General features: G+C 62.3%; 23 protein-coding genes, 1 tRNA gene and 1 pseudogene. 20 read left to right on the top strand and 5 right to left on the bottom strand.

All coding sequences use genetic code 11. The annotated features are described in order from the left end of the window. Positions 1 to 224 precede the first annotated feature (224 nt). The 9 genes and pseudogenes from GSQ90_RS29695 to GSQ90_RS32605 form a co-directional block, all read left to right on the top strand. The gene (locus GSQ90_RS29695) at positions 225 to 1,076 is read left to right on the top strand and encodes a right-handed parallel beta-helix repeat-containing protein (protein WP_158818592.1); all 852 of its coding nucleotides are present in this window, start codon (positions 225 to 227) and stop codon (positions 1,074 to 1,076) included. Positions 1,077 to 1,472: 396 nt separating this feature from the next. After that, positions 1,473 to 2,204, top strand: coding sequence for a hypothetical protein (locus GSQ90_RS29690; protein ID WP_158818591.1), 732 nt, complete (start codon positions 1,473 to 1,475; stop codon positions 2,202 to 2,204). A gap of 654 nt (positions 2,205 to 2,858) precedes the next feature. Beyond that, positions 2,859 to 3,845 (top strand): hypothetical protein, encoded by a 987-nt coding sequence (locus GSQ90_RS29685; RefSeq protein WP_158818590.1) that lies wholly within the window; start codon positions 2,859 to 2,861, stop codon positions 3,843 to 3,845. A gap of 207 nt (positions 3,846 to 4,052) precedes the next feature. Continuing rightward, entirely contained in the window at positions 4,053 to 5,030 is a 978-nt protein-coding gene (locus GSQ90_RS29680; RefSeq protein WP_158818589.1) for a right-handed parallel beta-helix repeat-containing protein, read from the top strand. A 193-nt stretch (positions 5,031 to 5,223) separates the two neighbouring features. After that, a complete protein-coding gene (locus tag GSQ90_RS29675; RefSeq protein WP_158818588.1) occupies positions 5,224 to 7,308 on the top strand; it encodes a hypothetical protein in 2,085 nt (694 codons plus the stop codon). A 152-nt stretch (positions 7,309 to 7,460) separates the two neighbouring features. Beyond that, positions 7,461 to 7,613 (top strand): hypothetical protein, encoded by a 153-nt coding sequence (locus GSQ90_RS29670; RefSeq protein ID WP_158818587.1) that lies wholly within the window; start codon positions 7,461 to 7,463, stop codon positions 7,611 to 7,613. Between the two features lie 371 nt (positions 7,614 to 7,984). Next, entirely contained in the window at positions 7,985 to 8,326 is a 342-nt protein-coding gene (locus GSQ90_RS29665; RefSeq protein WP_158818586.1) for a hypothetical protein, read from the top strand. 266 nt (positions 8,327 to 8,592) lie between these two features. After that, entirely contained in the window at positions 8,593 to 9,330 is a 738-nt protein-coding gene (locus GSQ90_RS29660; RefSeq protein ID WP_158818585.1) for a CDP-alcohol phosphatidyltransferase family protein, read from the top strand. 257 nt (positions 9,331 to 9,587) lie between these two features. Further along, a pseudogene (locus GSQ90_RS32605) lies at positions 9,588 to 9,841 on the top strand (IS5/IS1182 family transposase); the annotation flags it as partial. Positions 9,842 to 10,022: 181 nt separating this feature from the next. Here GSQ90_RS32605 and GSQ90_RS29650 read toward each other — a convergent pair. Then, positions 10,023 to 10,098: transfer RNA gene (locus GSQ90_RS29650), tRNA-Phe, on the bottom strand. A gap of 256 nt (positions 10,099 to 10,354) precedes the next feature. On the opposite strand from GSQ90_RS29650, the gene GSQ90_RS29645 reads away from it, so the two are divergent. Genes GSQ90_RS29645 through GSQ90_RS29625 form a run of 5 tightly spaced genes read left to right on the top strand, consistent with a single transcriptional unit; the run spans position 10,355 to position 16,983 of the window. Further along, positions 10,355 to 11,224 carry an ImuA family protein gene (locus GSQ90_RS29645; RefSeq protein WP_158818583.1) on the top strand — a complete coding sequence of 290 codons (870 nt, stop codon included), beginning with the start codon at positions 10,355 to 10,357 and terminating at the stop codon, positions 11,222 to 11,224. Continuing rightward, the gene (locus GSQ90_RS29640; protein ID WP_158818582.1) at positions 11,151 to 12,779 is read left to right on the top strand and encodes a DNA polymerase Y family protein; all 1,629 of its coding nucleotides are present in this window, start codon (positions 11,151 to 11,153) and stop codon (positions 12,777 to 12,779) included. The genes GSQ90_RS29645 and GSQ90_RS29640 overlap by 74 nt, the downstream gene beginning before the upstream one ends. After that, positions 12,776 to 16,363: an error-prone DNA polymerase gene (locus GSQ90_RS29635; RefSeq protein ID WP_158818581.1), complete on the top strand. Its 3,588-nt coding sequence runs from the start codon at positions 12,776 to 12,778 to the stop codon at positions 16,361 to 16,363. Before GSQ90_RS29640 ends, GSQ90_RS29635 begins: the two co-directional genes overlap by 4 nt. Positions 16,364 to 16,418: 55 nt before the next feature. Beyond that, positions 16,419 to 16,754: a BrnT family toxin gene (locus tag GSQ90_RS29630; protein WP_158818752.1), complete on the top strand. Its 336-nt coding sequence runs from the start codon at positions 16,419 to 16,421 to the stop codon at positions 16,752 to 16,754. After that, positions 16,720 to 16,983, top strand: coding sequence for a CopG family antitoxin (locus GSQ90_RS29625; protein ID WP_158818580.1), 264 nt, complete (start codon positions 16,720 to 16,722; stop codon positions 16,981 to 16,983). Before GSQ90_RS29630 ends, GSQ90_RS29625 begins: the two co-directional genes overlap by 35 nt. Here the strand turns inward: GSQ90_RS29625 and GSQ90_RS29620 are convergent. Then, the gene (locus tag GSQ90_RS29620; protein ID WP_246731834.1) at positions 16,980 to 17,906 is read right to left on the bottom strand and encodes a methyltransferase domain-containing protein; all 927 of its coding nucleotides are present in this window, start codon (positions 17,904 to 17,906) and stop codon (positions 16,980 to 16,982) included. The two genes, GSQ90_RS29625 and GSQ90_RS29620, sit on opposite strands and share 4 nt — an antisense overlap. Positions 17,907 to 17,968: 62 nt before the next feature. Between GSQ90_RS29620 and GSQ90_RS29615 the strand changes: the two genes are divergently transcribed. Genes GSQ90_RS29615 through GSQ90_RS29605 form a run of 3 tightly spaced genes read left to right on the top strand, consistent with a single transcriptional unit; the run spans position 17,969 to position 19,538 of the window. Next, on the top strand, positions 17,969 to 18,769 hold the full coding sequence (locus GSQ90_RS29615; protein ID WP_158818579.1) for a ComF family protein: 801 nt from the start codon (positions 17,969 to 17,971) through the stop codon (positions 18,767 to 18,769). 58 nt (positions 18,770 to 18,827) lie between these two features. Continuing rightward, positions 18,828 to 19,085, top strand: a complete 258-nt coding sequence (gene grxC, locus GSQ90_RS29610) for a glutaredoxin 3 (RefSeq protein WP_158818578.1) — start codon at positions 18,828 to 18,830, stop codon at positions 19,083 to 19,085. A 3-nt stretch (positions 19,086 to 19,088) separates the two neighbouring features. Continuing rightward, the gene (locus GSQ90_RS29605) at positions 19,089 to 19,538 is read left to right on the top strand and encodes a DUF1178 family protein (protein WP_158818577.1); all 450 of its coding nucleotides are present in this window, start codon (positions 19,089 to 19,091) and stop codon (positions 19,536 to 19,538) included. Between the two features lie 36 nt (positions 19,539 to 19,574). On the opposite strand, the gene GSQ90_RS29600 is transcribed toward GSQ90_RS29605, so the two are convergent. Further along, positions 19,575 to 20,396 (bottom strand): DUF3108 domain-containing protein, encoded by an 822-nt coding sequence (locus tag GSQ90_RS29600; RefSeq protein ID WP_158818576.1) that lies wholly within the window; start codon positions 20,394 to 20,396, stop codon positions 19,575 to 19,577. A gap of 134 nt (positions 20,397 to 20,530) precedes the next feature. Further along, complete coding sequence (gene bluB / locus GSQ90_RS29595) at positions 20,531 to 21,190, bottom strand: 5,6-dimethylbenzimidazole synthase (RefSeq protein WP_210255021.1); 660 nt, start codon at positions 21,188 to 21,190, stop codon at positions 20,531 to 20,533. A gap of 234 nt (positions 21,191 to 21,424) precedes the next feature. On the opposite strand from bluB, the gene GSQ90_RS29590 reads away from it, so the two are divergent. From GSQ90_RS29590 to GSQ90_RS29580, 3 genes are all read left to right on the top strand, one after another. Then, positions 21,425 to 22,672 carry an anion transporter gene (locus GSQ90_RS29590; protein ID WP_158818749.1) on the top strand — a complete coding sequence of 416 codons (1,248 nt, stop codon included), beginning with the start codon at positions 21,425 to 21,427 and terminating at the stop codon, positions 22,670 to 22,672. Positions 22,673 to 22,745: 73 nt separating this feature from the next. Then, positions 22,746 to 24,329, top strand: coding sequence for a peptide chain release factor 3 (locus GSQ90_RS29585; RefSeq protein ID WP_158818575.1), 1,584 nt, complete (start codon positions 22,746 to 22,748; stop codon positions 24,327 to 24,329). Between the two features lie 200 nt (positions 24,330 to 24,529). Then, complete coding sequence (locus tag GSQ90_RS29580; RefSeq protein WP_158818574.1) at positions 24,530 to 25,222, top strand: transposase; 693 nt, start codon at positions 24,530 to 24,532, stop codon at positions 25,220 to 25,222. A 235-nt stretch (positions 25,223 to 25,457) separates the two neighbouring features. Here GSQ90_RS29580 and GSQ90_RS29575 read toward each other — a convergent pair. Next, a partial coding sequence (locus tag GSQ90_RS29575; RefSeq protein WP_210255013.1) for an IS110 family transposase occupies positions 25,458 to 26,034 on the bottom strand: 577 nt, incomplete at its 5' end.

Raw genomic sequence — 26,034 nt, 5'->3', positions numbered from 1 at the left:
GGCGATCTGCCGTAACGTCGAAAGACGATCCGCGTCCCCAACTCGCCATGCGCAGGTTCTCATCAACGGGCATACAGGGGAATTTCATGATCAAACCGAAGATATTTTCAGCCATCGCGAGCGCTGTGCTCGTCCTTTGTCTCGCCTCGCCGGCGCAGGCGCAATCGAACCGCGCCTGGGTCTCGGGCAAGGGCTCGGACGCCGCCGGCTGCGGATCGCCGGCGTTGCCCTGCCGCAGCTTTCAATATGTCCACGACAATATCATCGCCGCCGGCGGCGAGATCGACGTGCTCGACCCCGCCGGCTATGGCGCGATCACGATCACCAAAGCGCTCAGCATCGTCAATGACGGCGTCGGCACCGCCGGCGTGCAGCAAGGGACAGCGGGCCAAAACGCCATCACCATCAATGCGGGGACGAGCGACGCGGTGACCCTGCGCGGCCTCAATATCGACGGGCTTGGAACCGGCCAAAACGGCATCGTCTTCAACACCGGCGGCAGCCTGACCGTCGTCAACTGCGTCATCCGGCATTTTGCCTATGACGGCTCTGAGCACACAGGCGACAGCATCCTGATCCAGCCGACATCCGGCTCGATGAAATTCGTCGTTTCCAACACGATCGCCTCGGATAATGGCTTTGAAGGCATTGCTTATTACCCGCTGAGCGGCGCCGCCAACGCCCAGGGCGCCATCGACCATGTGGTGGCTGCCAATAATCAATATAGCGGCATCGACCTCAATACGAGCAGCGCGGGCGGAGGCGTGGTCTCTGTCACCATATCCAACAGCATAGCAAGCAATAATTCAGGCTCTGGAATACATACTCACTCCGGCAGCGGCACTCTTACCGCCACCGTGGATTCTTCGGATATGAACAACAACAGTTTTGGTATTTATGCCATAGGCTCGGCAATCGTATTATTAAACCGATCGGTGTTCACATCGAACGTCGAGGGCGTCTATAACGGCACATCGCCGAATAGGGTTTATACCTACGGCAACAACCTTATCAATTATAACACCTCGGCGGACGTTGAGGGAACAGCACTGAATACGAGTTTCAAGCCGCTGTGACGCGGCCGGACAGGCTTGCTTGCGCGAGCCCGGCGGACGGAGTCCCGACCGTGGACGAAACCATAGTCGCGATCCCACAGAGAGCCAGCCAACAGCGCGCGCCATTGCGAACGCGGCGAAGCCGTCTGAAGGCGCGGGGCCGGCGGAGCCTCATCTGGGAGTTCAGAAACCTTGCTCGCCTCCCCAATATGGAGGAGGCGGCCGCAATCCTTTGTGCGTAGCCTTCAACCTGACAGTTGGGGCGCTCGATCCCATCCATGGAACTACGGCGTTGGCAAGCGGACGGGCCTTCCGCCGTGCGATCTCTGCGGGCGATCTGCCGTAACGTCGAAAGACGATCCGCGTCCCCAACTCGCCATGCGCAGGTTCTCATCAACGGGCATACAGGGGAATTCCATGATCAAACTCAAGATATTTTCAGCCATCGCGAGCGCTGTGCTCGTCCTTTGCCTCGCCGCGCCGGCGCAGGCGCAATCGAACCGCGCCTGGGTCTCCGGCAACGGCTCGGACGCCGCGGGCTGCGGATCGCCGGCGACGCCCTGCCGCAGCTTTCAATATGTCCATGACAATATCATCGCCGCCGGCGGCGAGATCGACGTGCTCGATCCGGCCGGCTACGGCGCGATCACGATCACCAAGGCGCTCAGCATCGTCAACGACGGCGTCGGCACGGCCGGCGTGCAGCAGGGAACCGCAGGGCTGAACGCCATCACCATCAATGCCCAACCAGCCGACGTCGTAACCCTGCGCGGCCTCAATATCGACGGGCTTGGAACCGGACAAAACGGCGTGGTCTTCAATTCAGGCGGCGGGCTGACCGTCGTCAACTGCTTCATCCGGCATTTTGCTTATGACGGCAGCACTCTGAGCACGGGCAATGGCATCGTTATTGCGCCGACATCCGGTCCGGTGAGCTTCGTCATTTCCGACACGACCGCGTCGGAGAATGGCAACGCCGGCATTTCTTATCTGCCGCCGAGCGGCGCCGCCAACACCTATGGCAGCATCGACCACGTCGTGACCACCAACAATAGAGTTGGCGTCTTCATCGATACTCAATCCACGAGTGGAGGCGTAGTTCCTGTCACCATATCCAACAGCATAGCAAGAAATAATTCAACCATATGAATAGAAATTGCCTCTTCCAACGCCACTGTTACAGTAACGGTGGATTCTTCGTATACGAGCAACGAAGAATGGGGTGTTTATGCTTTAGGTAATCCCGTTGTCTTGCTCAATCGATCGGTGTTAACCTCGAATGTCACTGGAATTCTTAATGCGACATCACCAAACAGGGTTTATACCTACGGCAACAACCTTATCAATTATAACACGTCGGCGGACGTTGCCGGAGCCGCGCTGAATACGGTTTTCAAACCGCAGTGACGCGACCGGACAGGCTTGCTTGCGCGAGCCCGGCGGACGGAGTCCCGACCGTGGACGAAACCATAGTCGCGATCCCACAGAGAGCCAGCCAACAAGGCGCGCCATTGCGAACGCGGCGAAGCCATCTGAAGGCGCGAGGCTGGCGCAGCCTCATTAGGGAATCCAGAAGGCTTGCTCGCCTCCCCAATATGGGGGAGGCGGCCGCGCGCCGCTGTGGGTAGCCTGCAACGTGTCGGTTGGGGCGCTCGATCCCATCGGCGGACGACGGCCCGCGACAATCGGGCGGGTCTTCCACCGTGCGATCTCTGCGGGCGATCTGCCGTAACGTCGAAAGACGATCCGCGCTCCCAACTCGCCATGCGCAGGTTCTCATCAACGGGCATACAGGGGAATTCCATGATCAAACTCAAGATATTTTCAGCCATCGCGAGCGCCGTGCTCGTCCTTTGCCTCGCCGCGCCGGCGCAGGCGCAATCGAACCGCGCCTGGGTCTCCGGCAAGGGCTCGGACGCCGCCGGCTGCGGATCGCCGGCGACGCCCTGCCGCAGCTTCCAATATGTCCACGACAATATCATCGCCGCCGGCGGCGAGATCGACGTGCTCGACCCCGCCGGCTATGGCGCGATCACGATCACCAAAGCGCTCAGCATCGTCAATGACGGCGTCGGCACGGCCGGCGTGCAGCAGGGAACCGCAGGGCTGAACGCCATCACCATCAATGCGGGGACGAGCGACGCGGTGACCCTGCGCGGCCTCAATATCGACGGTCTCGGCACGGGCGGCAACGGTATCGTCTTCAACACGGGCGGCAGCCTCGCCGTCGTCAATTGCGTCGTCCGGCATTTTGCGAATAGCGCTTCGGGCACGGGCAACGGCATCCTGATGCAGCCGTCATCCTCGGCATCCAACAACACATACTTCGCAATTTCCAACACGATCGCCTCCGATAATGGCGCTGCCGGCATTTCCTACTTACCGTCGAGCGGTGCCCCCAACGGCGATGGCGTCATCGATCATGTCGTGGCCATCAACAATTTAATTGGCATCTTTGTGGGGGGGACAACAGGGGACGGCTATTTCACCATAACCAATAGCGTAGCAAGTAATAATATAGCTTATGGAATGTTTTTTTCTACAAGAAACACTGCCATTTATGCGGCAGTGGATTCTTCATCTATGAGCAATAACGGAAATGGTATTTTCGGCAACGGCGCCGCGAAAGTATTGCTGAGTAGGTCTGTGATAACAGGAAACTTTGGTAACGGAGTTATCAACATGACATCGCCGAATACCTTTTATACCTATGGCGATAACCGCATAAACGGAAACCCGAGCGGCGACCTTTACGGAACCGCACTGAATACGACTTTCAAGCCGCAGTGACGCGACCGGATAGGCTTACCCGGGCGAGCGCCGGCGGTCGCAGCCGGCGGGTGGCAGGTCAAGAAGCCTGGATCGCCCTGTCGTAAAACGCCAGCGATGAAGGGCAGAAGCTCGCTCTCGGCTTCGAGCGGCGCGCTTTCCGATTTTCCCCGATATGCTCAAGCTTGAGAATGCTTTTCCACGTCTCCGCCAACTCAAGGAATTTCTATGATCAAAACATGCTTGTTGACCGCCGCGGCGCTCACCGCTTTCGGCCTCGCCCTCCCGCCCGCCTATGCCCAAACCGCCACCCGGGCCTGGGTTTCCGGCAAGGGAGCCGACGCCGCCGGTTGCGGATCGCCGGCGTCGCCTTGCCGCAGCTTCCAATATGTCCACGATAACATCATCGCCGCCGCCGGCGAGATCGACGTGCTCGATCCGGCCGGCTATGGCCCGATCACCATCACCAAGGCGCTCAGCATCGTCAATGACGGCGTCGGCACGGCCGGCGTGCAACAAGGGACCGCAGGCCTGAACGCCATCACCATCAATGCCGGGACGAGCGACGCGGTGACCCTGCGCGGCCTCAATATCGATGGTCTTGGCATCGGCGCAAATGGCGTCGTTTTCAACTCGGGCGCCTCCATGACTGTCGTCAACTGCGTTATCCGGCACTTTGCCTATACTGGGTCTCAGTCCACAGGTAACGGAATCTATATATCGCCGACGACGAGTTCCTCCCGCTTCGTCATCTCTGGCGCGACAGTATCGGATAACGGCTATGCCGGCATTCTCTTTTATCAGACTGCAGCGACAAACGCCTTTGTTGTCATCGACCACACGCTGGCCACCGCTAATAAATATGGAATTGTTCTGGGCCAGAATGCCGGCGGTTCTACCGCCAAATTGACGATATCCAACAGCGTGAGCAGCAACAACGACGACTTTGGGATCTCGATCGGGAACGGCGGCGGCACAATGGCTGTGACGTTGGATGCGACGGAAATGAACAATAACAATAACGGCATCGTTGTGTCCGGCACGCCTCTTGTTCTTATGGGCAGGTCCGTAATTGCGTCGAATCTCACTGGTGTCACGAACAACACATCTCCGAATAGCTTCTATACGTATGGCGACAACCGTATAAACGGCAACAATCCGGACATTTCTGGGACCGCACTCGCTACAAATCTTAAGCCGCAGTGAGATAGATAAATAAGCGCGTCGAGCGCGGCTGTGCGGGGTATTCTGGTATCTGCCGCGCTCTCGTCATCTTCATCGAACGCGTCTTTGCTCATATCGCCGAACGCGCCGGGTTGAGATCGCGGCCCAAGGCTCGCAAGAGCCGAGGGCCGCACTGGACGAAGCGAGAGCTTCGCCCGGCCTACAGGGGAATTTCGTGATCATACTCAAGACATATTCGGCCATCGCGAGCGCCCTGCTCGTCCTTTGGTTCACCGCGCCGGCGCAGGCGCAATCGAGCCGCGCCTGGGTCTCGGGGAAGGGAGCCGACGCTGCCGGCTGCGGCGCGCCGACGAACGCCTGCCGCAGCTTCCAATATGTCCACGACAACGTCATCGCCGCTGGCGGCGAGATCGACGTGCTCGATCCTGCCGGCTACGGCGCGATAACGATCACCAAGGCGCTCAGCATCGTCAACGACGGCGTGGGTACGGCGGGGGTGCAGCAGTCGACTGCAGGGGCCAACGCCATCACGATCAATGCCGGATCGAGCGACGCGGTGACCCTGCGCGGCCTCAATATCGACGGGCTCGGCGTCGGCGCGAATGGAATCGTCTTCAATTCGGGCGCCAGCCTCGCCGTGGTCAATTGCGTCATCCGTCATTTCGCCTATGACGGCGCCGCCCAGAATATAGGCGACGGCACGGGTAATGGCGTCCTCATCGCGCCGACATCCGGTTCGATGAATTTTGTCGTTTCCAACACGATCGCGTCGGACAATGGCTTTTCCGGATTGTCCTATCTGCCGCCGAGCGGCGCCGCCAACTCCCGAGTCGTCATCGACCACCTTGCGGCCTTCAATAATTTGAATGGCGTCGCCGTCGACACCGCCGGCGCGAGCGGCGCGCTCGCCGCCACCATCGTCAACAGCGTCGCCAGCAACAATTCGTATGCCGGGCTGTTGCTTTCCCCCATCGGCGGCGCAGTCGCCGCGACGGTGGATTCGTCCTACATGGACAACAACCAATATGGGATTGTCGTCGCCGGCGCCGCTGTCGCGTACCTCAATCGATCGGTGATCGCATCGAACAGCGTCGATGGGGCTCTCAACAATACGACGGCGAATACGCTTTATTCCTATCTCGATAATCGCATCAACGGCAACGCGACGAATGTCGGCGGAACGCCGCTGAACACCAGCGTCAAGCCCTTCTCCTTGGCGTACAAAGGCTTCGACTATGTCGCTTATTACAACGGCGCCTATGAGAACGCCAATTCGCTCGCCGCTCTTGCCGCGACCGGCGCGAACGCCATCGAAGCCTCCATCGAATATGGAATCGATCCTCAGAATTCGACAATTTACACGGACGCCAACTACACCGACAGCCTGACCGCGCTGGGCGCGACGATCAAGCAGGCGGCCGGCCTCGGCCTTACCGTGATGGTCCGCCCGCTCGTCGATTTCGTCGACCAAACCGACCTGAACGGCACGCCCTACAGCCTGGGCGAATGGCGCGCCTATTACAATCCCGGCGCCCCCGGTTCGGTGAGCGCCAACGCGTTCTTCGCCAGCTACCAGGCGATGATATTGCAGCAGGCGCAGGTCGCCGCGGCGAATGGCGCGACGAGCCTGTCGATTGGTACCGAACTCGATCAGTTCACCGGGCCCGCCTATAAGAGCTATTGGGATTCGATCATCAGCGCGCTGCGCGCCGACTATCCCTCGCTCAAACTGACCTATTCCTCCATTTGGGACGATAACCTCTCGCCTTGGCAATGGGGCGGCGCCGGTCTGGCGGTGGGGACCGGCAATCTGGCGACGCAGGTGAGCTTCGCCGGCGAACTCGATTTCTTCGGCGTCGATTGCTATGCGCCGATCTCCGACGCCGCCAATCCGACGCTCGCTCAATTGATCGCCGGATGGACGCAGCCGCCAACCGATTCGACTTCGCTCGCTGTGACCGGCGGCCAGTCGCTCATCGCCTATTTCGCAAGCGTCGCCACTGCTGTCGGTAAGCCGCTCCTCTTCACCGAACTCGGCTATGAGAACGCTACCGACGCCGCCTCGCAACCGGCCGAATCTTCGACCAACGTCGTCGATTCGAACTTGCAGGCGGCGCTCTACCAAGCCTTCTTCGAAGCTTGGCAGCAGGCGGGAAATTCGGCTTTCGCCGGCGTCTATTTCTGGAACTGGGACCCCAATGCCGCGGAGGTCGGGCCCGGCCAGGGCGTGAATTTCAGCCCGCAGGGACTGCCCGCGCAAGGCGTCGTCAGCCAATGGTTCGGCGGTTCGCAGCCGTAATCGCGTTTGACGCGTCGGCTTTCGGCCGGAGCGTTCGTCTCCTATCCCTCGGCGACGGAGCCATGGCGCGCCGCCATTGGTCGGCCGCAGCGTAGGCGAACGGCGGCGCGATCGAATTGCGCCTCCCCGTTTTCCTCACAGGAGGACATTCCATGACCAAGAGATGCTTGTTGACCGTCGCGGCGGCGCCCGCCGCCGTCTGCATTCAATTGCCGCCCGCCAAGCCCAGACCGCGAACCGCGCCTGGGCGCCAGCAAGGGAACCGATTAAGCCGGCTGCGGCGCGCCGACCAACGCCTGCCGTAGCTTTCACTGTGTCGTCAGCAAGGTTGTGGCGCAAACGTCGGAGGTCGCGGCAACCAAGGGCTCCCGAATATGCCCGGCTTCCGATCCTTGCGCCGCAACCCCTCAGGCTTCCTCGTCTTCAAACCCGATTAGCGCTGAAGCGCAATCGGTCGTCGGGAACTTGAAGACATTCCACAACCGCCAATGAGCAACGTGGCAGGGTAAATGCATGTTACCGATCCGGACGGCCATATTGAGCCGCGCGTCTTCATCGCCGTCTGTGGGGGTCGATAGGCATTGGTTCTGTGTCGTGCGGTTTTCTGGGATGCTCAAGTCGTCCTTGGCGACAGTGCAAACGACAATTGCGGTCGAGTAGCGATCGGGAGGAGGAATTGAGAAACGCAATATATAAAGGCTATCTTGTCAAATATTATTTTACAAATCAATGGATTGCTAAGATTTATCCTCCCGGTTCTAAAGTAATGATGGAGGGCGGCATCGCAACCGCCACCAAGGACGAAGGCGAGACGATTTTGCTTGCTCGCGTTCACGCTAGCGTTGACGAAGGGGAAGTGAAGGGCTCTGGCTCGATTACTTTGAAAGCGGATGTGCAGCAGCCCTCTGCAAACCAAGAGATGCCTGCTTCAAATTGGGACACCGCTCCCGCGGTCGGTTCGCAAAACGACGTCGCCCGTCCTGCCGAAATCACCGACGCGCGGCAACCTGACGATTAAGCACGATGAAGGACGCTATCTCATCGCACCCTGCTCACAACGCCCGCGACAGCAACGGGCGGAGGGCGGCGCGCCGTCCGGCGGCCGATATTGACCGGGCTGCGGCGCGGCGCGTTTTGCCCGGTGTGGCCAGAAAGTCGCAGCGAGCAGAAATTTATTGCGACGCACAAATTGACCTTCCGTTGATTTGACCGCGCTGGCTCTCTTGGCTAACGTCTTCATTGGGTACGTTTGGGCGTGCAGCAACTTACCCTTTGGGGGCGTGTATGGGTTCACCCGATAATGTCCGCCGCCATAATCGAAGCTTCTTGGCAAATGCCGAACAAGACGCGATTCATTGGATTCTCCCGCGAATTCCTAGATCTGTCACGTCGCTACACCTGACATTATTGGGCTTATTTGGGTCTGTTTTGGCGGGCGCGGCGCTGATTGGGTGCAACGGATCCTTTTTTTGGCTTCCCCTGTTTGTCTTAGGGGTCGTTCTTAACTGGTTCGGGGACTCGTTCGATGGAAGTCTGGCGCGTTACCGCAAGGCGGAACGTCCTAGATTTGGCTTTCTCGTTGATCACACCTGCGATTTGTTCTCGCAAATCGTGATCATCATTTGTTTTGGATTTTCGCCCTTTCTTTCTCTCATTGCGGCCTTAGTCGTTCTGCTCTGCTATCTGCTGTTCTCCTCGTACACCTACATTCGCGCCGCCGTCGAAAATGTTCATCAGATGGCCTACATTGGCCTCGGCGCCACCGAATTTCGTATCCTGATGGTGGCGTGGGCGCTTTTAGGCGCCGTTGTGGGGATTCACGAATCCTATGCGAACGGCCCTTCAAAGTTGGATTTGGCGATCGCTTTTTTGGGGGCGTTAGCGATCGTCGGCCTTGCCATTAAGGCGATCACCGACGCACGCAATATCGCTGCCGAGGAGCAAGAACATTTGAAGCAGGCAGTTGAGTCGCGCGTAATGGAAAACCCTGGCGACATTGCTGGTGAAGAAGTCGGTATTTGATCAAAACCTATCTCCAACGCATCGAGCATGGTTAGATCGGTGTGGTTACAGGCGCGTTTCTTGAGATGGCTCACTTGTCGATCGTTTGACGATGGTCGCGCCGCTTTCGGAGGAAGGGCGTAGCGGTGGACGCGAGCGCCTTGGCCGCCCTTGAACTTGGCTTCTTTGAATGAGAGAGAGCTGAGAGTCCGTTTGAGAACCCATTGAACGGTTTGGTTGGTCGTAATTCAAGCTTGGGATGTGGCCCCCATCGACGCGACAGCGCCTATGATCGCACCAAACTCATGGACAAGGCCGCCGTCTTCGACTTCACCATCGAAATCGTCAGACGGTCCGATACCGCCAAGGGCTTCGAAGTCGTGCCGCGCCGCTAGGTCGTCAGCGCACCTCCGGATGGATGCCCCTCTGGCGCCGGCTCGTGCGAGACTGCGAGGAGCGCATCGGCTGTTCCCAGGCCATGATCCACGTCGCCCTCGGAAGCATGCTCCTCAGACGCGCCGTTCACCAATGACCGTTCTCAAACGGACTCTAAGGAACCAGCGGCCGAATCTCGCACCAACAGAATCCCGCAACAAGGCGTGGTGGAAAAGTCGCCGGATAGTTTGGCGTAAAGCTGCGTAGCCACGTCGTACGGACATCACCTACAAGTGATTGATTTTGCCGTGACTTCGTAGCCTAAATGGGAAAAGGCGTGGTGCCCAGGGGCGGAATCGAACCACCGACACTGCGATTTTCAGTCGCATGCTCTACCAACTGAGCTACCTGGGCGTTCCGCTCGCGTGAAGATGCGACGGTTGGCGGTTTATAGGTAGCGCGGAAAGCCTTGTCCAGCGCGGATTATCGTCGTCCTGGGGATGGAGATTGCGCCAGGTTTGGCGGTCAGTCTGTCGCGCGGCGTCCCGCTGCGCCAGGCTGCGCCGCTCAAATCTACGCGCTTCGCAAGATTGGGAATCCTGGCCATAGCGTTCGTCCCCTTGACTCTTCTTAGCGTTCAGTCACATTAGAACAAATAGGGAACATAGGGGTGACGGAACGAATGTCGCAAGGCGACCAAACGGAAAGCATGGCGCGTTTACGCAACGCCATCGATGGGATCGAGGCTCATTATGGGCCCGCACACAAGCGCGCGCCTTTGAAGCTCCCTGTGACGCGGGCGCTCGATCCGGCGCTTGGCGGCGGATTGTCGGATGATTCCTTGCACGAGATCGCCCCCGCGCAGGCTGGCGACGGGGCGGCGGCGGTCGGTTTCGCTATGGCCTTGGCGGCGCGTTTTACCGCGGCATCGCGTCGCTCTTCGACGGCCTTGCTCGTCAGCGAAGATTTTTGCGCGCGCGAGACAGGCGCTCTCTATGGGCCGGGACTCGCCGCCTATGGGCTTGGCCTTGGCCGGCTCGTCTTCGTCCGCGCGCCCGACGCGCCAGCCTTGCTCTGGGCGATGGAGGAAGCGCTCAAAAGCGGCGCACTGGCGGTTGTGGTCGGAGAAATGTGGAGTCTGACGCGGCATTACGGCCTTGCCGCCTCCCGTCGATTGCTGCTGGCGGCAAGGGCCGGCCGCGCGCCCGCCCTGCTCGTTCATGGCGGGGCCTTCGGGCGGGCCGACGCCATCTCGAGTGCGGCTGAAACGCGTTTCGAGATTGCTGCGGCCTCAAGCCGGCGCCTTGAGCCGGCTGGCGGCCGGCTTGGCCTGCCTGGCGCGCCCGCCTTCGCGGCGCGGTTGCTCAAAGCGCGACTGCGCCCCTCCGCTCAAGGGCCGCCGACGCGCGGCTTCGATGAGGCGCGCGTGATCCGCCTCGAGTGGAATGGCGTTGAAAGGTGCTTTCGTGACCCGACGATTTCTCTCCCTATGGTTCGTGCGGCTGCCGACGGATCGGGCGAAAGCGTTGCGCGACGCTGAAGCAGCCCAAGTCTCACGACAACAAGTCCCGCGGCGGCAGGCCTCGCGACAAAGCGAAAGAACCGCGCCGCTCGTCACCATCGCCAAAATCAAGGGCGCACAAAAGCTTGTTTGCGTCGATCGATTGGCGGCGAATCTGGGGCTGGCGCCCGGTCTCTCTCTCGCCGATGCGCGCGCGCGCCGCCCCCATCTCATCGCCGTCGAAGCCGCGCCTGAAGAAGAGGCGCGGCTGCTCGCAAGGCTGGCCGATTGGTGCTCCAGATTCACGCCGCTTGTCGCGCTCGACGGCGCGGACGGGCTCATGCTCGACATTGCCGGCGTCGCGCATCTGTTTGGCGGCGAAGAAACAATGGCCGATGAGATCGAGGTGCGTCTCGCCGCGCAAGGTTTTGGCGTCGTTGTGGGCATAGCCGATACGCCGCGCGCAGCCTGGGCTTTGGCGCGATTCTCCGATCGGCGCATCGCGCCGGCCGGCGCATCGGACGGGCTGTTGGCCAAAATCTTTCACGGCCTGCCGCTGACCGCGCTTGGGCTTGACGACAAGACCGTCGCGGATTTGAACCGCGCCGGCCTGCGGCGCATCGGCGATATCGCGCTGCGCCCGCGTGCGCCGATTGCCGCGCGCTTTGGCGCCGATGTGATGAACCGTCTCGACGCGCTTTTTGGATTGGAGCGCGGCGCCATTTCTCCCCGCTTCGCCGCGCCGGCTTTTTCCGCCGAACGGCGTTTTGCAAGCGCGATCTCCAGGCGCGAGGATGTCGAGGGGACAATCGCCAGACTCGCGCAGGATCTTGTTGTTTTGCTCGATCGCCAGGCTAAAGGCGGTCGGCAGTTCGAGGTTCGCCTGTTCCGCGTCGATGGCGCGATGCGCCGCATTGGCGTGGGCGCCGGCCGGCCTCTCAATGATCCCGGAACCATCGCGCGGCTGTTTCGCGAACGTCTCGATGCGCCAGGCGAAGACGAACTCGACGCCGGTTACGGTATCGATATCGTGCGCCTTTCCTGCCTTGTCGCCGAGCCGCTCGCGTCCTCGCAAAGGGAGCTTGAGCAAGCCCATGAAGGCGAGCGGGAACGCAATCTTGCCGACCTCATGGACCGGCTCAGCGCGCGGCTCGGCGCCCGCCGCGTGACGCGGCTGGAGCTCATGGATACGCATATTCCGGAATTCGCCGTCGCCGCCATTCCCGCATCGGCGCGCGCGGCGCCGAAGGTTCGAGCCGCCCTTCTCTCTCTTGCGGAGGAGAGAGAGGCGCAGGCGGCGCCGCCGACCCGCCCGCTTCGTCTGTTCGAACGACCGGAGATGATCGAGGCGATTGCCGAAATCCCCGACGGGCCGCCATTGCGTTTCAAATGGCGCCGCGTCCTGCATGAGATCGTCGCGATCGAAGGTCCCGAGCGCATCGCGGCCGAATGGTGGCGGCGCGCGGATGCGCTGACCCGGGATTATTTCCGCGCCGAGGACATGCAGGGGCGCCGCTTCTGGCTTTACCGCGAAGGGCTGTATGGGCGCGAGACGATCCGTGCGAAATGGTTCCTGCACGGATTATTCGCATGATCCGCGCCGAGCCTCGCTTCGCCGAACTCGCGACGGCGACGAATTTCTCGTTTTTGCGCGGCGCGTCTCACCCCGAAGAACTGGTCGCCCAGGCGGCGCATCTTGGACTGACGGGGATTGGGATAGCCGACCGCAATTCGCTTGCTGGCGTTGTCCGCGCTCACGTCTTTGCACGCGAGAACGCCAAAGCCATCGGCAAGATGAGGGTCGTCACGGGCGCGCGGCTGGTCTTTACCGATGGAACGCCCGACATTCTGGCCTATCCCAGGGATCGCGACGCTTATGGCCGGCTCTGCCGGCTTTTGACGGTCGGCAATTTGCGGGCCGAGAAAGGCCAATGCCATCTGACGCTTAAAGACCTCCTTGAATGGGGGCAGGGCTTGCAGATTGTTGCGATGGCGGAGGCGAGCCCCGCCGCCCCTGCGGAAAAAAGCGTCGCACGCGGCGCAATGCCCGAAGGGGGCCATGACGCATCCTTCATTTCCTGTTTGCGGGAGGCTTTCCCCGACCGCCTGTGGCTCGCGGCGTCCATGACATATGGCGCCAGTATGCGCGGCGACTTGGCGACGCGCGTCGCGCTTTCGCGCCGGACTGGAATCCCGCTGTTGGCGACCAATGACGTCCTCATGCATGGCCCCGAACGGCGTCCGCTCGCCGATGTCGTCGCCTGTATTCGCGAAGGCGTAAAAATCGACGACGCCGGCCGCCTTCTTGAAGCCAATGCGGAACGCCATTTGAAAGACGCTCGCGAAATGGCGCGGCTGTTTCGCGAAGCGCCGGAAGCGCTCGAAGCGACGGTTCATTTTCTCGATGGTCTGAAATTCAGTCTTGACGAACTCAAGCACAATTATCCCGAGGAATTGCGCGAAGGCTATTCCACGCCGCAAGAGGCGCTGGAGGCCTTCGCGCGGGAAGGCGCGCGCGCCAGATATCCCAACGGCGTCCCGCCCAATGTTACGCAAGCCCTTGACCATGAACTCGCGCTAGTCGCAGAACTCGAATATGCGCCATATTTTCTGACCGTGCATGATATCGTTCGTTATGCGCGCTCAGAAAATGTAGGCATTCTGGCTCAGGGGCGCGGTTCGGCCGCCAATTCCACCATCTGTTATTGCCTGGGCATCACCGAGGTCGATCCTTCAAAGCACGACCTTCTTTTCGCGCGTTTTATCTCCACCGATCGCAAGGAGCCGCCCGATATCGATGTCGATTTCGAGCATGAGCGGCGCGAGGAGGTGATACAATATATCTACCGGCATTATAAGCCCGAACGGGCGGGTTTAGCGGCCGCCGTCATCACTTATCGCACGCGTTCGGCGGTCCGCGAAGTCGCGAAGACGTTTGGGCTTTCGGACGATCTCATCACCGTTTTGACGAGCACCACTTGGGGGCAAAGCTCAGGGAAGATCAAAGACGCGGAGATGCGCAGCCTCGGGCTCGATCCTAGCGATCGGGCATTGGCTATGGCGATTGAACTTGCCGGTGAGCTTTCCGGTTTTCCGCGTCATCTGTCGCAGCATAGCGGTGGCTTCGTCATCACGCGCGACCGGCTCGACGAAGTCGTGCCGATCATGAACGCCGCGATGGACAACCGCACGACGATCGAATGGGACAAGGACGATCTCAATGCGCTGGGCATTCTGAAGGTCGACGTGCTCGCGCTCGGCATGTTGACCGCTCTGCGCAAGGGCTTCGAATTGATCGACAAGCATTATGATCGGCGCCTGACGCTGTCGAATATTCCTCCAGAGGAAGCTTGCGTCTATGCGATGATCCAGCGCGCCGACACGATCGGCGTCTTTCAGATCGAAAGCCGCGCGCAAATGTCCATGCTGCCGCGGCTCAGGCCAGAAAAATTCTATGACCTCGTCATTGAGGTCGCCATTGTGCGCCCCGGCCCGATCCAGGGCGACATGGTGCACCCCTATTTGCGGCGGCGGCAGGGGATCGATGAGGTTGGCTATCCCTCCGAAGAACTCGAAGCCGTGCTCAGCAAAACGCTCGGCATACCGCTGTTTCAGGAACAGGCGATGAAAATCGCTATCGTCGCGGGTTTCAAGCCCGAAGAGGCCGACCAATTGCGCCGCGCGATGGCGACATTCAAACGCGTTGGCACGATCGGCTTGTTTGAGACGAAGATGATCGAAGGCATGGTCGCCAAAGGCTATGACCGCGATTTCGCCGCGCGCTGTTTCAAGCAGATCGAGGGCTTTGGCAGCTATGGATTTCCCGAGAGCCACGCGGCGAGTTTCGCGCTGCTGGTCTATGCCTCGGCCTGGATAAAATGCCGCTATCCCGATGTGTTCTGCGCGAGCCTTCTCAATGCGCAGCCGATGGGATTTTACGCGCCCTCGCAGATCGTGCGCGACGCTAGGGAACATGGGGTGGAGGTGCGGGAGGCGGATGCGAATCTGTCGGATTGGGATTGCACGCTGGAGAGAGATAGCGATCCCTTCTCCCGCTGCGCGGGAGAAGGTGGCCCTCGCGTTAGCGAGGGTCGGATGAGGGCGGTTGGTTCGATCGAGACCTCGGGCGTCGTGGATATGGCAACCGCCCTCATCCGACCCGACTTCGTCGAGCCCCTTTCCCAAGGCGAATGCGAGGCATTCGTCCGTCCCGCCGTGCGGGAGAAGGGGTTCCCCATTCACCGCCGCCACGCCTCCATGGCGCCCGATATCCGCACGACCCATGCCGTGCGCCTGGGTTTTCGCCAGATACTCGGTATGAGCGAGGCGGATATGAAGCGCCTCGTCGAGCGGCGCGGCGCGGGCTATGATTCCGTCCGGGATCTCTGGCTGCGCACGGGGCTCAACGCCAGTGTCCTGGAACGGCTCGCCGACGCCGACGCGTTTCGCTCGCTGGGTCTGGACCGGCGCATGGCGCTGTGGGCGGTGCGGGGCCTGGATCGGGTCGGCGATCAGGACGATCTGCCGCTGTTTTCGGCGAGCCGTCCCACACGCGAGCATGAGCCCGATGCAAAGCTGCCGCCCATGCCGCTGGGCGCGCATGTGGTGGAGGATTATCGCAGCCTTGCGCTCTCCCTCAAGGCTCATCCCGTCGCTTTCATGCGTCGGCGACTGGAGGCGCGCGGGATATTGCGCAGCGAGGCGCTGGCCGAGATGAAGTCCGGCGCGCGCGTCGCCGTCGCAGGCCTCGTGCTGGTGCGCCAACGCCCCGGCACGGCCAGCGGCGTCATCTTCATGACGATCGAGGATGAGACCGGCATCGCCAATGTCATCGTCTGGCCGAAGGTCTTCGAGAGGCTGCGCCCCATCGTCATCGGCGCACGTTTTGTCGCCGTGACCGGCAAGCTGCAAAGCGAAGCCGGCGTCATTCACCTTATTGCCGATAGGCTGGAAGATTTGACTTCAATGCTCGGACTTTTATCCGAGCGCGGTCCGCAACTCGACGTAACCGGCCCCGCCGACGAGGCGCGGCGGCCGCCGCCCGCCGGCGGGGACAGGCGAGGGAGCAAAACGCCGCGCGCGGCGCCCATCGCTGCGCCGGCGCCCGTGGCGCAGACGACCGACATCGAAGAACGCGATCTCATCCGCGCGATGCCGGGCGGACGGAACTTTCATTGACCAAAACTAGAAAATTGCGGCGCGCGCACTTCATGATTGATTTTTGTATATACAAATGACATATTCTTTGAACGCGCCTCTTGAAATAGCAGGCGTCGCATGGGACGCGGGCAATCGAGACAAATGTCAGAAACATGGCGTTTCGATTGGAGAAATCGAAGCGCTCTGTCGCAGCCCGGCATTCGCCATACGACCTGACCGCGCCCATTCAGTGGTCGAGCTGCGGTTCCAGGGCATAGGAAAGACGGTGCAAGGACGTCACGTTTTTCTTGTTTTCACGATGAGGGAGCGCGAAGGAAAAATATTCATAAGACCGATCGGTGCCCGCTACATGCACGCCAAGGAAGTCAATCGCTATGAGCAAAACAATCCCGATCTTCAAGACAGATGAAGAGGCCGAGACATTCATCGATACGGCCGATCTTTCGGAATATGACCTCTCAGGTTTCAAACCAGCCGGGTTCGAGTTCGAAGCCAAAGATGCGCAGATCAATATGCGATTGCCTGAGTCCCTTCTTCGTGCTGTCCGGGAGACTGCAAAAGAACGAGGCATTCCCTATCAACGGTTCATTCGGCAGACATTGGAGCATGCTGTCGCTCGTAAAAGACAAGCGACTTAGCCGAAGCCTTGTCCGCCGCCTTCTCCCGGTCCGCGCAGCGCATCTTCCAGCCGCATCGTCGCCGATCCCGGCTTCAACGGCTTTTGCTGGCTTTCATGGGGCGCCCATCCCGCGAGCCAGACCATGTCGAATGTCGCGCGCAGGCGGCCGTCCGCGTCGGCAAAGCGCCCGGCGTAGATTTCGGCTGCGCGAAACAGGACGTCGCGGCGCAGAGGCGCACGGCTGCGGGCGACCAGCGCGTTCGCGGCGCCCATCGCTCGCAAATCGCGCATCACGGCGAGCATATCGCCATAGCGGGTGACGGCGCGGTCAAGATCGACGACGGGCAGCGCAAAGCCGGCGCGCTGCAGCAGCGCGCCCAAGACGCGCACGTCGGCGAATGGCGCGACGCGCGGCGAAGCGCCCGACCGGATTTCGCTCTCCGCGGCGGTTAGGCTCTGGCGCAGCTCATTCAGGCTTTCGCCGCCCATAACGCAGCCAAGAAACAGGCCGTCCGGCCGCAAAGCGCGGCGGATCTGGATCAATGCGCCAGGCAGATCGTTGACGCCCTGGAGCGCCAGGATCGAGACGATGAGATCGCAGCTTGCATCGGCAAGCGGCGATCGTTCCTCATCGGCGACGATGCGGGCATAAGTTCCCTCTCCAATTCCCTCAGCGGTCGGGGCGGCGCGAAGGACAAAGCCGATCCGGGTGTCGCCGGCCAGCGCCATGGCGGCATGAGGGCCGGGCGTTCCCAGATCGACGGCGACGCCGAACGTGCGCTTCACCAGCGAGAGCCGGTCGGCAAGCTCGCCCGTCGCGCGCTGCAACAGAAAATCGGCGCCGCTCTCTTGGGTAAACGCCCGCAGAGCCCGCTCCAGCCGGGCGCGGGCGAGAGAACGGTCGAATATCTCGTGAGCAATGGGCTGGCCGGGCGCGGACACGGGAGCGTTTATGGCCGCGTGCGCCTCTCGCGTAAAGGTCGCGCCTCGGCTAGGCTCCAGACATGCATGCGCCGTTTGCTGAAGCCGATCCTCGCCAGCCGCAGGCGGGCGCGTGGCCGCGTCTAGCCGGCGCGATCGCCTCTCTCGGACGCATCGCGCTCGATGCGATCTATCCGCCGACCTGCCTTGCCTGCCGCGCGGCCATCGCCGAAACCGGCGCGCTCTGCCCGGAATGCTGGCGCCGGATGCGCTTCATCGAGCGGCCGTTCTGCGAGCGGCTGGGAACGCCGTTCGAACAGGATCTGGGGCCCGGCCTGCTGTCGCCGCAGGCGATCGCCGACCCGCCCGTTTTCGCCCGGGCCCGCGCGGTGGCGCGTTTTGAGGATGGACCGGCGCGCCAGCTCGTGCATCGGCTCAAATATTCCGATCGCGGCGAACTCGCCAAGCCGATGGGGCGCTGGATGGCGCGCGCCGGCGCCGACATTCTGGCGGGCGCCGACGCGCTTGCGCCGGTGCCGCTGCATGCGCTGCGCCTGTGGACGCGGCGCTTCAATCAGGCGGCGGCCCTGGCGCACGCGGTCGCGCGGGAAACCGGCGCGCCCTGCGAGCCGTTTCTTCTGACCCGCGTCAAAGCGACGCAGAGCCAGGTCGGCCTGAGCCGCGCACAGCGGGCGGAGAATGTCCAGGGCGCCTTTCGGGCGCCCGCGGCGGCGCAAGCGCGGCTGAAAGGGCGTCGAATCGTCCTTGTCGACGATGTCCTGACATCGGGGGCCACCGCCAATGCGGCGGCGCGCGCGCTGCTGCGCGGCGGGGCGGCCCAGGTCGATTTGCTCGTGTTCGCGCGGGTTGTGACATCACCGTGACGCCCCATATAATGATATGTTTCCCGTAGACTTTACGCGCTGGAGCGAAGGCCCACCGATGCCGCCGATCACGATCTATACAAAGGCTACCTGTCCTTATTGCGATTCCGCCAAGGCTCTGTTGCGCAAAAAGAACGCGACGTTTGAGGAAATCAGCGTCGATGGCGATCGCGACGCGCAGGCCGCTATGGCGGTCAGGGCGGGCGGTCGCTGGACGGTGCCGCAGATTTTCATCGGCGAGCGCCATGTCGGCGGCTGCGACGACATTCATGCGCTTGATGCGGCGGGCGAGCTTGCCCCGCTGCTCGCAGGCTGAAGCATGATCAAATATGCGCTGAGTTGCGACAAAGCCCATTCGTTTGAAAGCTGGTTCCCCAATAGCGACAGCTATGACGCGCAGGCGCGGCGCGGCCTGATCGCCTGTCCCGATTGCGGCTCGACGCGGGTGTCCAAAGCAATGATGGCGCCCGCGATCGTCAGCGGCCAGAAGGCGCAACGGCCTCGCCCTGACAGAGCCGCCGCCCCGGTCGCGCTTCTCGACGAGCGGCAGCAGCGCCTGCGCGAAATGGCGCGCCATTTGCGTCAGGAGATCATCGCCAATACCGATGATGTCGGAGCGAAGTTCCCCGAGGAGGCCCGCGCAATCCATGACGGCGACGCGCCGGCGCGTTCGATCCGCGGACAGGCGACGCCCGAGGAGGCGCGCGCGCTGATCGAAGACGGCGTCGGCGTCATGCCGCTGCCATTCCTCCCCGACGAATTCAACTGAAGTACCAACAGGGTAGGGGCGTCGCTCCCGCTCGCGCTACTTCTGCGCATCAATGCTGAATTCCGACGCCTCGATCACCGCGGTGCCGATCATCGTGCGCACCGAAATCCGATAGGGCAGGAGGAGGCGGGCTGACTCCATAGGGGCCAGCCAGAGCTCGATGTTCTTGTTCTCGGCCATGAATTTCGTTCCCGGTCGATCAGGGCGGTGGCCGGCGATCGGGATATAGCGGACCGCGCAAACTGCGACGGGCCCGCTGTAGCCGGTCGATTTGACATGTCTCTGGCCGACATAGGCAAGGCGCACATCGAAGCGGGTGTAGCCGTCGAATACCGGGATGGTGCGATTGCAAGCGGCGGGGCCGACGAGCGGATCGGCGCCGGGCAGCGAGATCATGAACGCGCCGACCGGGTCGATCACCCCTCGCTTGTCCTGATCCCTCAGGGGTATGCGGTCGGGCTTGTTTTCGAAGGGCGGCGAAATATCGACGCCCGTCACCGCGTTGCCGGCCAAACTCATGCGCATCGTGCGCGTCAACGTTGGATTGGCCGCCGTCACCGCATAGGTCGCCGGCAGAATATGGCCGGCGACGATGGCGCCGGTGGCGCTTGCCGCGCCCTTTGAATTGGCGACCAGCGTCGCCAGGCCCGACAATTTGGCGTTGGCGTCGATGTGATAGGCCGTCCGGCTGATTTCCCCGACGGCGCCGGCCGTGCCGATCGGCAGTCCGAGCAGGCTGACGCTATAGGTGGCGCGCCAGGTGTCGGCATGGGCGGCGGCGCTCGTCAGAAAGACCAGCGTCGCTGCGAGGCGGCCCGCTCGCCGGGAGACCGAAAAGCCTAGCGATGGCGCGGACATTCAGCACTTCTCTATAAGGGGAATTGATTCGTTTCTAGCATCCGTGGCGGCAGAATCCGACCCCTTTATGGCTGGGCGAGGGGATTCTCATAAGTTCGCTAGGCCTGAACGCGCCGGCCTCCCAAAGACCGGCTCTAGCGCCGCAGCAGGGAATGGGCGGTCCGCGCTTGCCAGCCTTCGCGCTCCAGCTCCGGCGCCAGATGCTCCTCTTGCGGCCATCCCACACAGAGATAGGCGATGAAGGACCAATCGGCGGGAATATCGAGGGTCGCGGCGATAGAAGCGGGGTCGAGGATCGAAACCCAGCCGACGCCAAGCCCGTGCGTGCGCGCAGCGAGCCAGAAGGTGTGCAAAGCGCAGACGGCGGAATAGCGCCGCGTCTGGGGCATGGTGAGCACGCCGAGCCCATGCCCTTGCGGCGTCCCCTCGTCGCAGAAAACGGCGAGATGAACTGGCGCTTCGCGCAGCCCTTCGAGTTTCAATCGCGCGTAAGTCTGCGCCCGCTCCCCATCGTAGGTCCCGAGCGCGGCTTTGTTGGCCGTCTCGAAATTGGCTGTTATCGCCGTCCGGCGGCCGGGATCGTCGACGCGCACCCAGCGGGTCGGCTGGCAATTGCCGACCGACGGCGCAAGTGCGGTGAGATCGAGCAGGGAACCAAGCAGCGCCTCGGGAATTTCGTCTCGGCGAAACCGACGGACATCGCGCCGCCAGGCCAGCAATTCGACGAAGCTCGCCTGAAACGACGCGTCGAAGACGGGTCGATCCTGCGGGCGAGACGGAGCGAACATCGGCATGAACCTCCCTGACGGCGCGAGCGTTCCCGTGCGCTTCATGCGCCAAACTCTCCTTTCGCGCAAACGTTGCAAAGCGCTCTTTCATCGCTGGGTGGGAGCGCCTAACATGCCGGCAATGATCAAACCGCCGGCCGGATCGTGACGCCCAACCGAAGCCATTGGCCGCGCATCCTCAGCATTCTCGTCGTCGCACTCGTCGTCCTGAGCGCTGTCGCCGCCGCCTTGGCGCCGGAGATGCTTCCGGCCGGCGATCGCCTCGGCGTCGAGGGTCGCAGCGTCGCGGCCGCTGTGATTTTCATCGGCAGCTACCTGGCGCTGGCGATCGGCAGGATTCCCGGGCTCAGCATCGACCGGGCCGGCATTGCGCTGGTCGGCGCCGGCCTGATGGTCGGATCGGGCGCCCTTCCGCTCGACGACGCCTATAAGGCGATCGATCTCGACACCATCGTCCTGCTGCTCGGCATGATGATCGTCGTCGCCAATTTGCGCCTTTCCGGCTTCTTCGCGATCGCCAATGCCTGGGTGACGGCGCGCGCCAAGGGGCCTTTGATCCTGCTCAGCGGCATTGTCCTGACCTCGGGAGTGCTTTCGGCCTTTCTGGTCAATGACGCGATCTGCCTGGTGCTCGCCCCTCTCGTGTTGCGGCTGACGGTCGCGATGGGGCGCAAGCCCGTTCCCTATCTGCTGGCGGTGGCGATGGCGTCGAATGTCGGCTCGACCGCCACCATCACCGGCAATCCGCAGAACATCATGATCGGTAGTTTCTCGCATATCCCCTACGTGACTTTCGCCCGGGCGCTCGGGCCGGTCGCGCTGGCGGGCCTGGCGATCACGATCGGGCTGGTGGCTCTTTTTCATCGCGAGGAATTCGCCAACCGGGAACCGCTGACCGCGCCCCCCCCGGTTCTGCGCTTCAATCGCGCGCTGGTCATCCGGTCGCTCCTGGCGACGGCGCTGATGATCGCGCTGTTTTTCGCCGGCCAGCCGCCGGCCAAGGCGGCCATCATCATCGGCGGCCTGCTGCTGCTCACCCGGCGGGTGAAGAGCCAGCGCGTCTATGCCGAGATCGACTGGTCGCTGCTGCTGATGTTCGCCGGCCTGTTCATCATCGTGGCGGGCGCGCAGCATGCGCTGCTCACCCCCGATATCGTCGCAGCGGTCGGCCGGCTGCATCTCGATCAATTGCCCGTTCTCACCGGCGTCACGGCCGTGCTTTCGAACCTCGTCAGCAATGTGCCCGCCGTGCTGATGCTGAAGCCTTTCGTCGAGCCGCTCGCCGACCCCACGCGCGCGTGGCTGACCGTCGCCATGGCCTCGACGCTGGCCGGCAATTTCACCGTGCTGGGGTCGATCGCCAATCTGATCGTCGTGCAAAAGGCGGCGGCGTCGGGCATCGCGATCAGTTTTTGGGACTATTTCAGAATCGGCGCGCCGCTGACCCTGATCACCTTGGCGTTGGGCGCGCTATGGCTGTGGCTGTGACGCCCGCCCTTCCCCTCGCGCCGCTGGCGGGATAAGGGAGGCGCCAAGCCTTTCCCCCACACCCCCTGGAATCATGAACGAACCCGACCCCGTCGCACGCCGGCGCACTTTCGCGATCATCTCGCATCCCGACGCCGGCAAGACGACGCTGACCGAAAAGATCCTGCTGTTTGGCGGCGCCATTCAGCTTGCCGGCGAAGTGCGCGCCAAAGCCAACCGGCGCCAGACGCGCTCGGATTGGATGGGCATCGAGCGCGAGCGCGGTATTTCCGTCGTCACCTCGGTGATGACCTTCGAATATGCCGATTGCGTCTTCAACCTGCTCGATACGCCCGGCCACGAGGACTTTTCCGAAGACACCTATCGCACGCTGACGGCGGTCGATTCGGCCGTCATGGTGATCGACGCGGCCAAGGGTATCGAGGCGCGCACACGCAAATTGTTCGAAGTCTGCCGCCTGCGCGACATTCCGATCGTCACCTTCATCAACAAGATGGACCGCGAAACGCGCGATCCCTTCGATCTGCTCGACGAGATCGAGAAGACGCTGGCGCTCGACACCGCGCCGCTGACCTGGACGATCGGGCGCGGCCGGGCGCTCGCCGGCGCCTATGACATCCGCAACAAGACTTTGCGCGCCGTGCAGAAGGACAGTCCCGACATTTCTGTCTCCGGTCCCGACGATCCTGCGATCGCCGCGCTGCTGCCCGAACATGAGCGCGCCGCGGCGATCGAAGAGCTGACGCTGGCGGTCGAAGGCTGCCGTCCCTTCGACAAACAGGCGTTTCTCGAAGGCCATCTGACGCCGGTTCTGTTTGGCAGCGCGTTGCGCGATTTTGGCGTGAAAGACCTCATCGATGCGATGGCCGAGTTCGCGCCGCCGCCGCGCGCGCAAGCGGCGGATGGGCGCATCGTCGCCGCCAACGAGCCCAAGATGACGGGCTTCGTTTTCAAGATCCAGGCCAATATGGATCCGAACCACCGCGACCGCATCGCCTTCATGCGCGTCTGCTCGGGAAAGCTGTCGCGCGGCATGCGCGCCAAGCTCGTGCGCACCGGCAAGTCGATCACGCTGTCGGCGCCGCAATTCTTCTTCGCGCAGGACCGCTCGCTGGCCGAGGAAGCCTATGCCGGCGATGTCGTGGGCATTCCCAATCACGGCCTGCTGCGCATCGGCGACACGATGAGCGAGGGCGAGGATATCGTGTTTCGCGGCGTGCCGAGCTTTGCGCCGGAAATCCTGCGCCGGGTCAAGCTCGCCGATGCGATGAAGGCCAAGAAGCTGCGCGACGCGCTCCAGCAGATGGCCGAGGAAGGCGTGGTGCAGGTGTTCCTGCCCCATGACGGCGCTAGCGCGATCGTCGGCGTCGTCGGCGCCCTGCAGCTCGACGTGCTGACCGAACGGCTCAACGCCGAATATGGCCTGCCGGTTTCCTTCGAGCAGAGCCGTTTCGAAATCTGCCGCTGGGTCAGCGCCAAGGACCGCATCGAACTCGACAAGTTCGTCAACGCCTATCCCTCGTCGATGGCCGCCGATCTCGACGGCTCGCCCGTCTTCATGGCGAGCTCGGCGTTCAACCTGCGCTATGAGACCGAACGCTGGCCCCAGATCGCCTTCACCGACATCAAGGATTATCAGAAGCCCAAGGAGAAGTGAGGGGAGGTCGACGCGCCTTCCGCCGCCCTCGGCTGGACGAGGGGCGGCGCGCTCTCGCCGGGCGAGTTTAGTCCTTCGAATCGTGCGATATCAAAGCCTTGCAGCCCGGTTTAGTTTCCTCCCTGACTCAGATGTCGATGCCGATATTACGGTGACACGCCCGTATTTACCTTTTCATTCGCCTATGCGAACCTCCGCTCATGACCCGCATCGCCCGCATCGTCGTTCCCGGCCTGCCCCATCACGTTACCCAGCGCGGCAATCGGCGCGAGAAAATATTCTTCGAGGATGGCGATTACGCGCTTTATCGCGATTGGCTGGCCGAGTCCTGCCGCCGCTTTGGCGTCTCCTGCTGGGCCTATTGCCTGATGCCCAATCACACGCATCTGATCCTTACGCCGCGGGACGCTTCTGGTCTCGCGCTCGCTTTGGCGCGCGCGCATAGGCTCTATGCCGGCTACGTCAACGCGCGGGCGCGCCAGACCGGGCATTTGTTCCAGGGGCGCTTCGGTTCGGTGGCGATGGACGAAGACCATTTGATGGGCGCCGCGCGTTATGTCGCGCTGAACCCGGTGCGGGCGCGGCTGGCGGCGCGGGCGCAGGACTGGCCGCATTCGAGCGTGCGGGCGCATCTTCAAGGGCGCGACGACGGCCTCGTCGACGTGCGGCCGTTGCTTGAACGCGCGCCGCGCTTCGCCGATCTTCTCGATGGGCCCGCCGACGACGACGCTTTCATTCCGCTGCGCCGCAGCGAACTGATCGGGCGCCCGCTCGGCGCCCCCGCCTTTCTGGACGCGATCGGCCGCCAGCTCGGGCGCAGCGTGACGCCGGGCAAGCGCGGGCCTAAGCCGAAGGCGAAGTTGGCGCGCCAGACCGTCAAGACACGAAAATAATAGGGAAATGACGGGCCTGTCACCGTAATTCTGGCCCTGATGTTGTCCGCTGATCCCTAGCCCTCCATCACCGTATCGCGCTTTGATGCGCAGACAGTGCAACGGGCTTTAGGATCAATCCGCTTTCCTTCGCATCACCTCTTGGTCACCCTCGACCTCTCCTGGCGAAGCTTAGCTTCGTCCAGTGCGGCCCTTGGCTCTTGCGAGCGCTCGGCCGCGATCTCAACCCGGCGCGTTAGGCCGGAACACCTTGATAGCTCGTTTCAGCCTTCATGACCGCGAAGGCGATGCGCGCCATTTTATTGGCTAGCGCCACCGCCACCAGCTTGAATGGCTTCTTCTCGATAAGCCTCTTGGCCCACGTCCGCATCGCATCGTCATACGCCTTGCGATGGCGCAGCACGGCGTGTGCGCCTACGACGAGCAATTTGCGCAAGTATCGATTGCCCATCTTCGAGATGCGCCCGAGCCTTGGCTTGCCGCCAGACGAGTTCTGTTTGGGCGTCAGACCAAGAAAGGCCGCGAACTCACGCGGGCCGGAAAAGACCGAAAGGTCCTGAATGCTGGCGGTCATCGCCGAGGCCGTGATCGGCCCGACGCCGGGGATCGTCATCAGCCGCCGCGCCGTCGCATTGGCCTTCGCCGCCTTGGCGAAGCCCTTGTCCAACCGGTCGATCGCTTCATCCAGACGATGCAGTTGAACGATCATCTCAGCCAGCGCGGCGCACACCGCGATCGGCAAGCTCTCGTCGCAGGCTTCGACCAGCCCCGCCAGCTCGCGTGCGGCGCTGGCCCCCTGCGGCGCGATCACG

It is taken from the genome of Methylocapsa sp. S129 (genome assembly GCF_009765995.1).
GTDB lineage: Bacteria > Pseudomonadota > Alphaproteobacteria > Rhizobiales > Beijerinckiaceae > Roseiarcus.
The sequence above is the reverse complement of the archived record's forward strand: the minus strand, read 5'-3'. Positions and strand labels throughout refer to the sequence as shown.

Coding starts and splice junctions, on each gene's coding strand:
- GSQ90_RS29690 (WP_158818591.1), top strand. CDS start 1,473: ATGATCAAACTCAAGATATTTTCAGCCATCGCGAGCGCTGTGCTCGTC.
- GSQ90_RS29685 (WP_158818590.1), top strand. CDS start 2,859: ATGATCAAACTCAAGATATTTTCAGCCATCGCGAGCGCCGTGCTCGTC.
- GSQ90_RS29680 (WP_158818589.1), top strand. CDS start 4,053: ATGATCAAAACATGCTTGTTGACCGCCGCGGCGCTCACCGCTTTCGGC.
- GSQ90_RS29670 (WP_158818587.1), top strand. CDS start 7,461: ATGACCAAGAGATGCTTGTTGACCGTCGCGGCGGCGCCCGCCGCCGTC.
- GSQ90_RS29660 (WP_158818585.1), top strand. CDS start 8,593: ATGGGTTCACCCGATAATGTCCGCCGCCATAATCGAAGCTTCTTGGCA.
- GSQ90_RS29635 (WP_158818581.1), top strand. CDS start 12,776: ATGATCCGCGCCGAGCCTCGCTTCGCCGAACTCGCGACGGCGACGAAT.
- GSQ90_RS29630 (WP_158818752.1), top strand. CDS start 16,419: ATGACATATTCTTTGAACGCGCCTCTTGAAATAGCAGGCGTCGCATGG.
- GSQ90_RS29625 (WP_158818580.1), top strand. CDS start 16,720: ATGAGCAAAACAATCCCGATCTTCAAGACAGATGAAGAGGCCGAGACA.
- GSQ90_RS29615 (WP_158818579.1), top strand. CDS start 17,969: ATGCATGCGCCGTTTGCTGAAGCCGATCCTCGCCAGCCGCAGGCGGGC.
- grxC (WP_158818578.1), top strand. CDS start 18,828: ATGCCGCCGATCACGATCTATACAAAGGCTACCTGTCCTTATTGCGAT.
- GSQ90_RS29605 (WP_158818577.1), top strand. CDS start 19,089: ATGATCAAATATGCGCTGAGTTGCGACAAAGCCCATTCGTTTGAAAGC.
- GSQ90_RS29600 (WP_158818576.1), bottom strand. CDS start 20,396: ATGTCCGCGCCATCGCTAGGCTTTTCGGTCTCCCGGCGAGCGGGCCGC.
- bluB (WP_210255021.1), bottom strand. CDS start 21,190: ATGCCGATGTTCGCTCCGTCTCGCCCGCAGGATCGACCCGTCTTCGAC.
- GSQ90_RS29590 (WP_158818749.1), top strand. CDS start 21,425: ATGCTTCCGGCCGGCGATCGCCTCGGCGTCGAGGGTCGCAGCGTCGCG.
- GSQ90_RS29585 (WP_158818575.1), top strand. CDS start 22,746: ATGAACGAACCCGACCCCGTCGCACGCCGGCGCACTTTCGCGATCATC.
- GSQ90_RS29580 (WP_158818574.1), top strand. CDS start 24,530: ATGACCCGCATCGCCCGCATCGTCGTTCCCGGCCTGCCCCATCACGTT.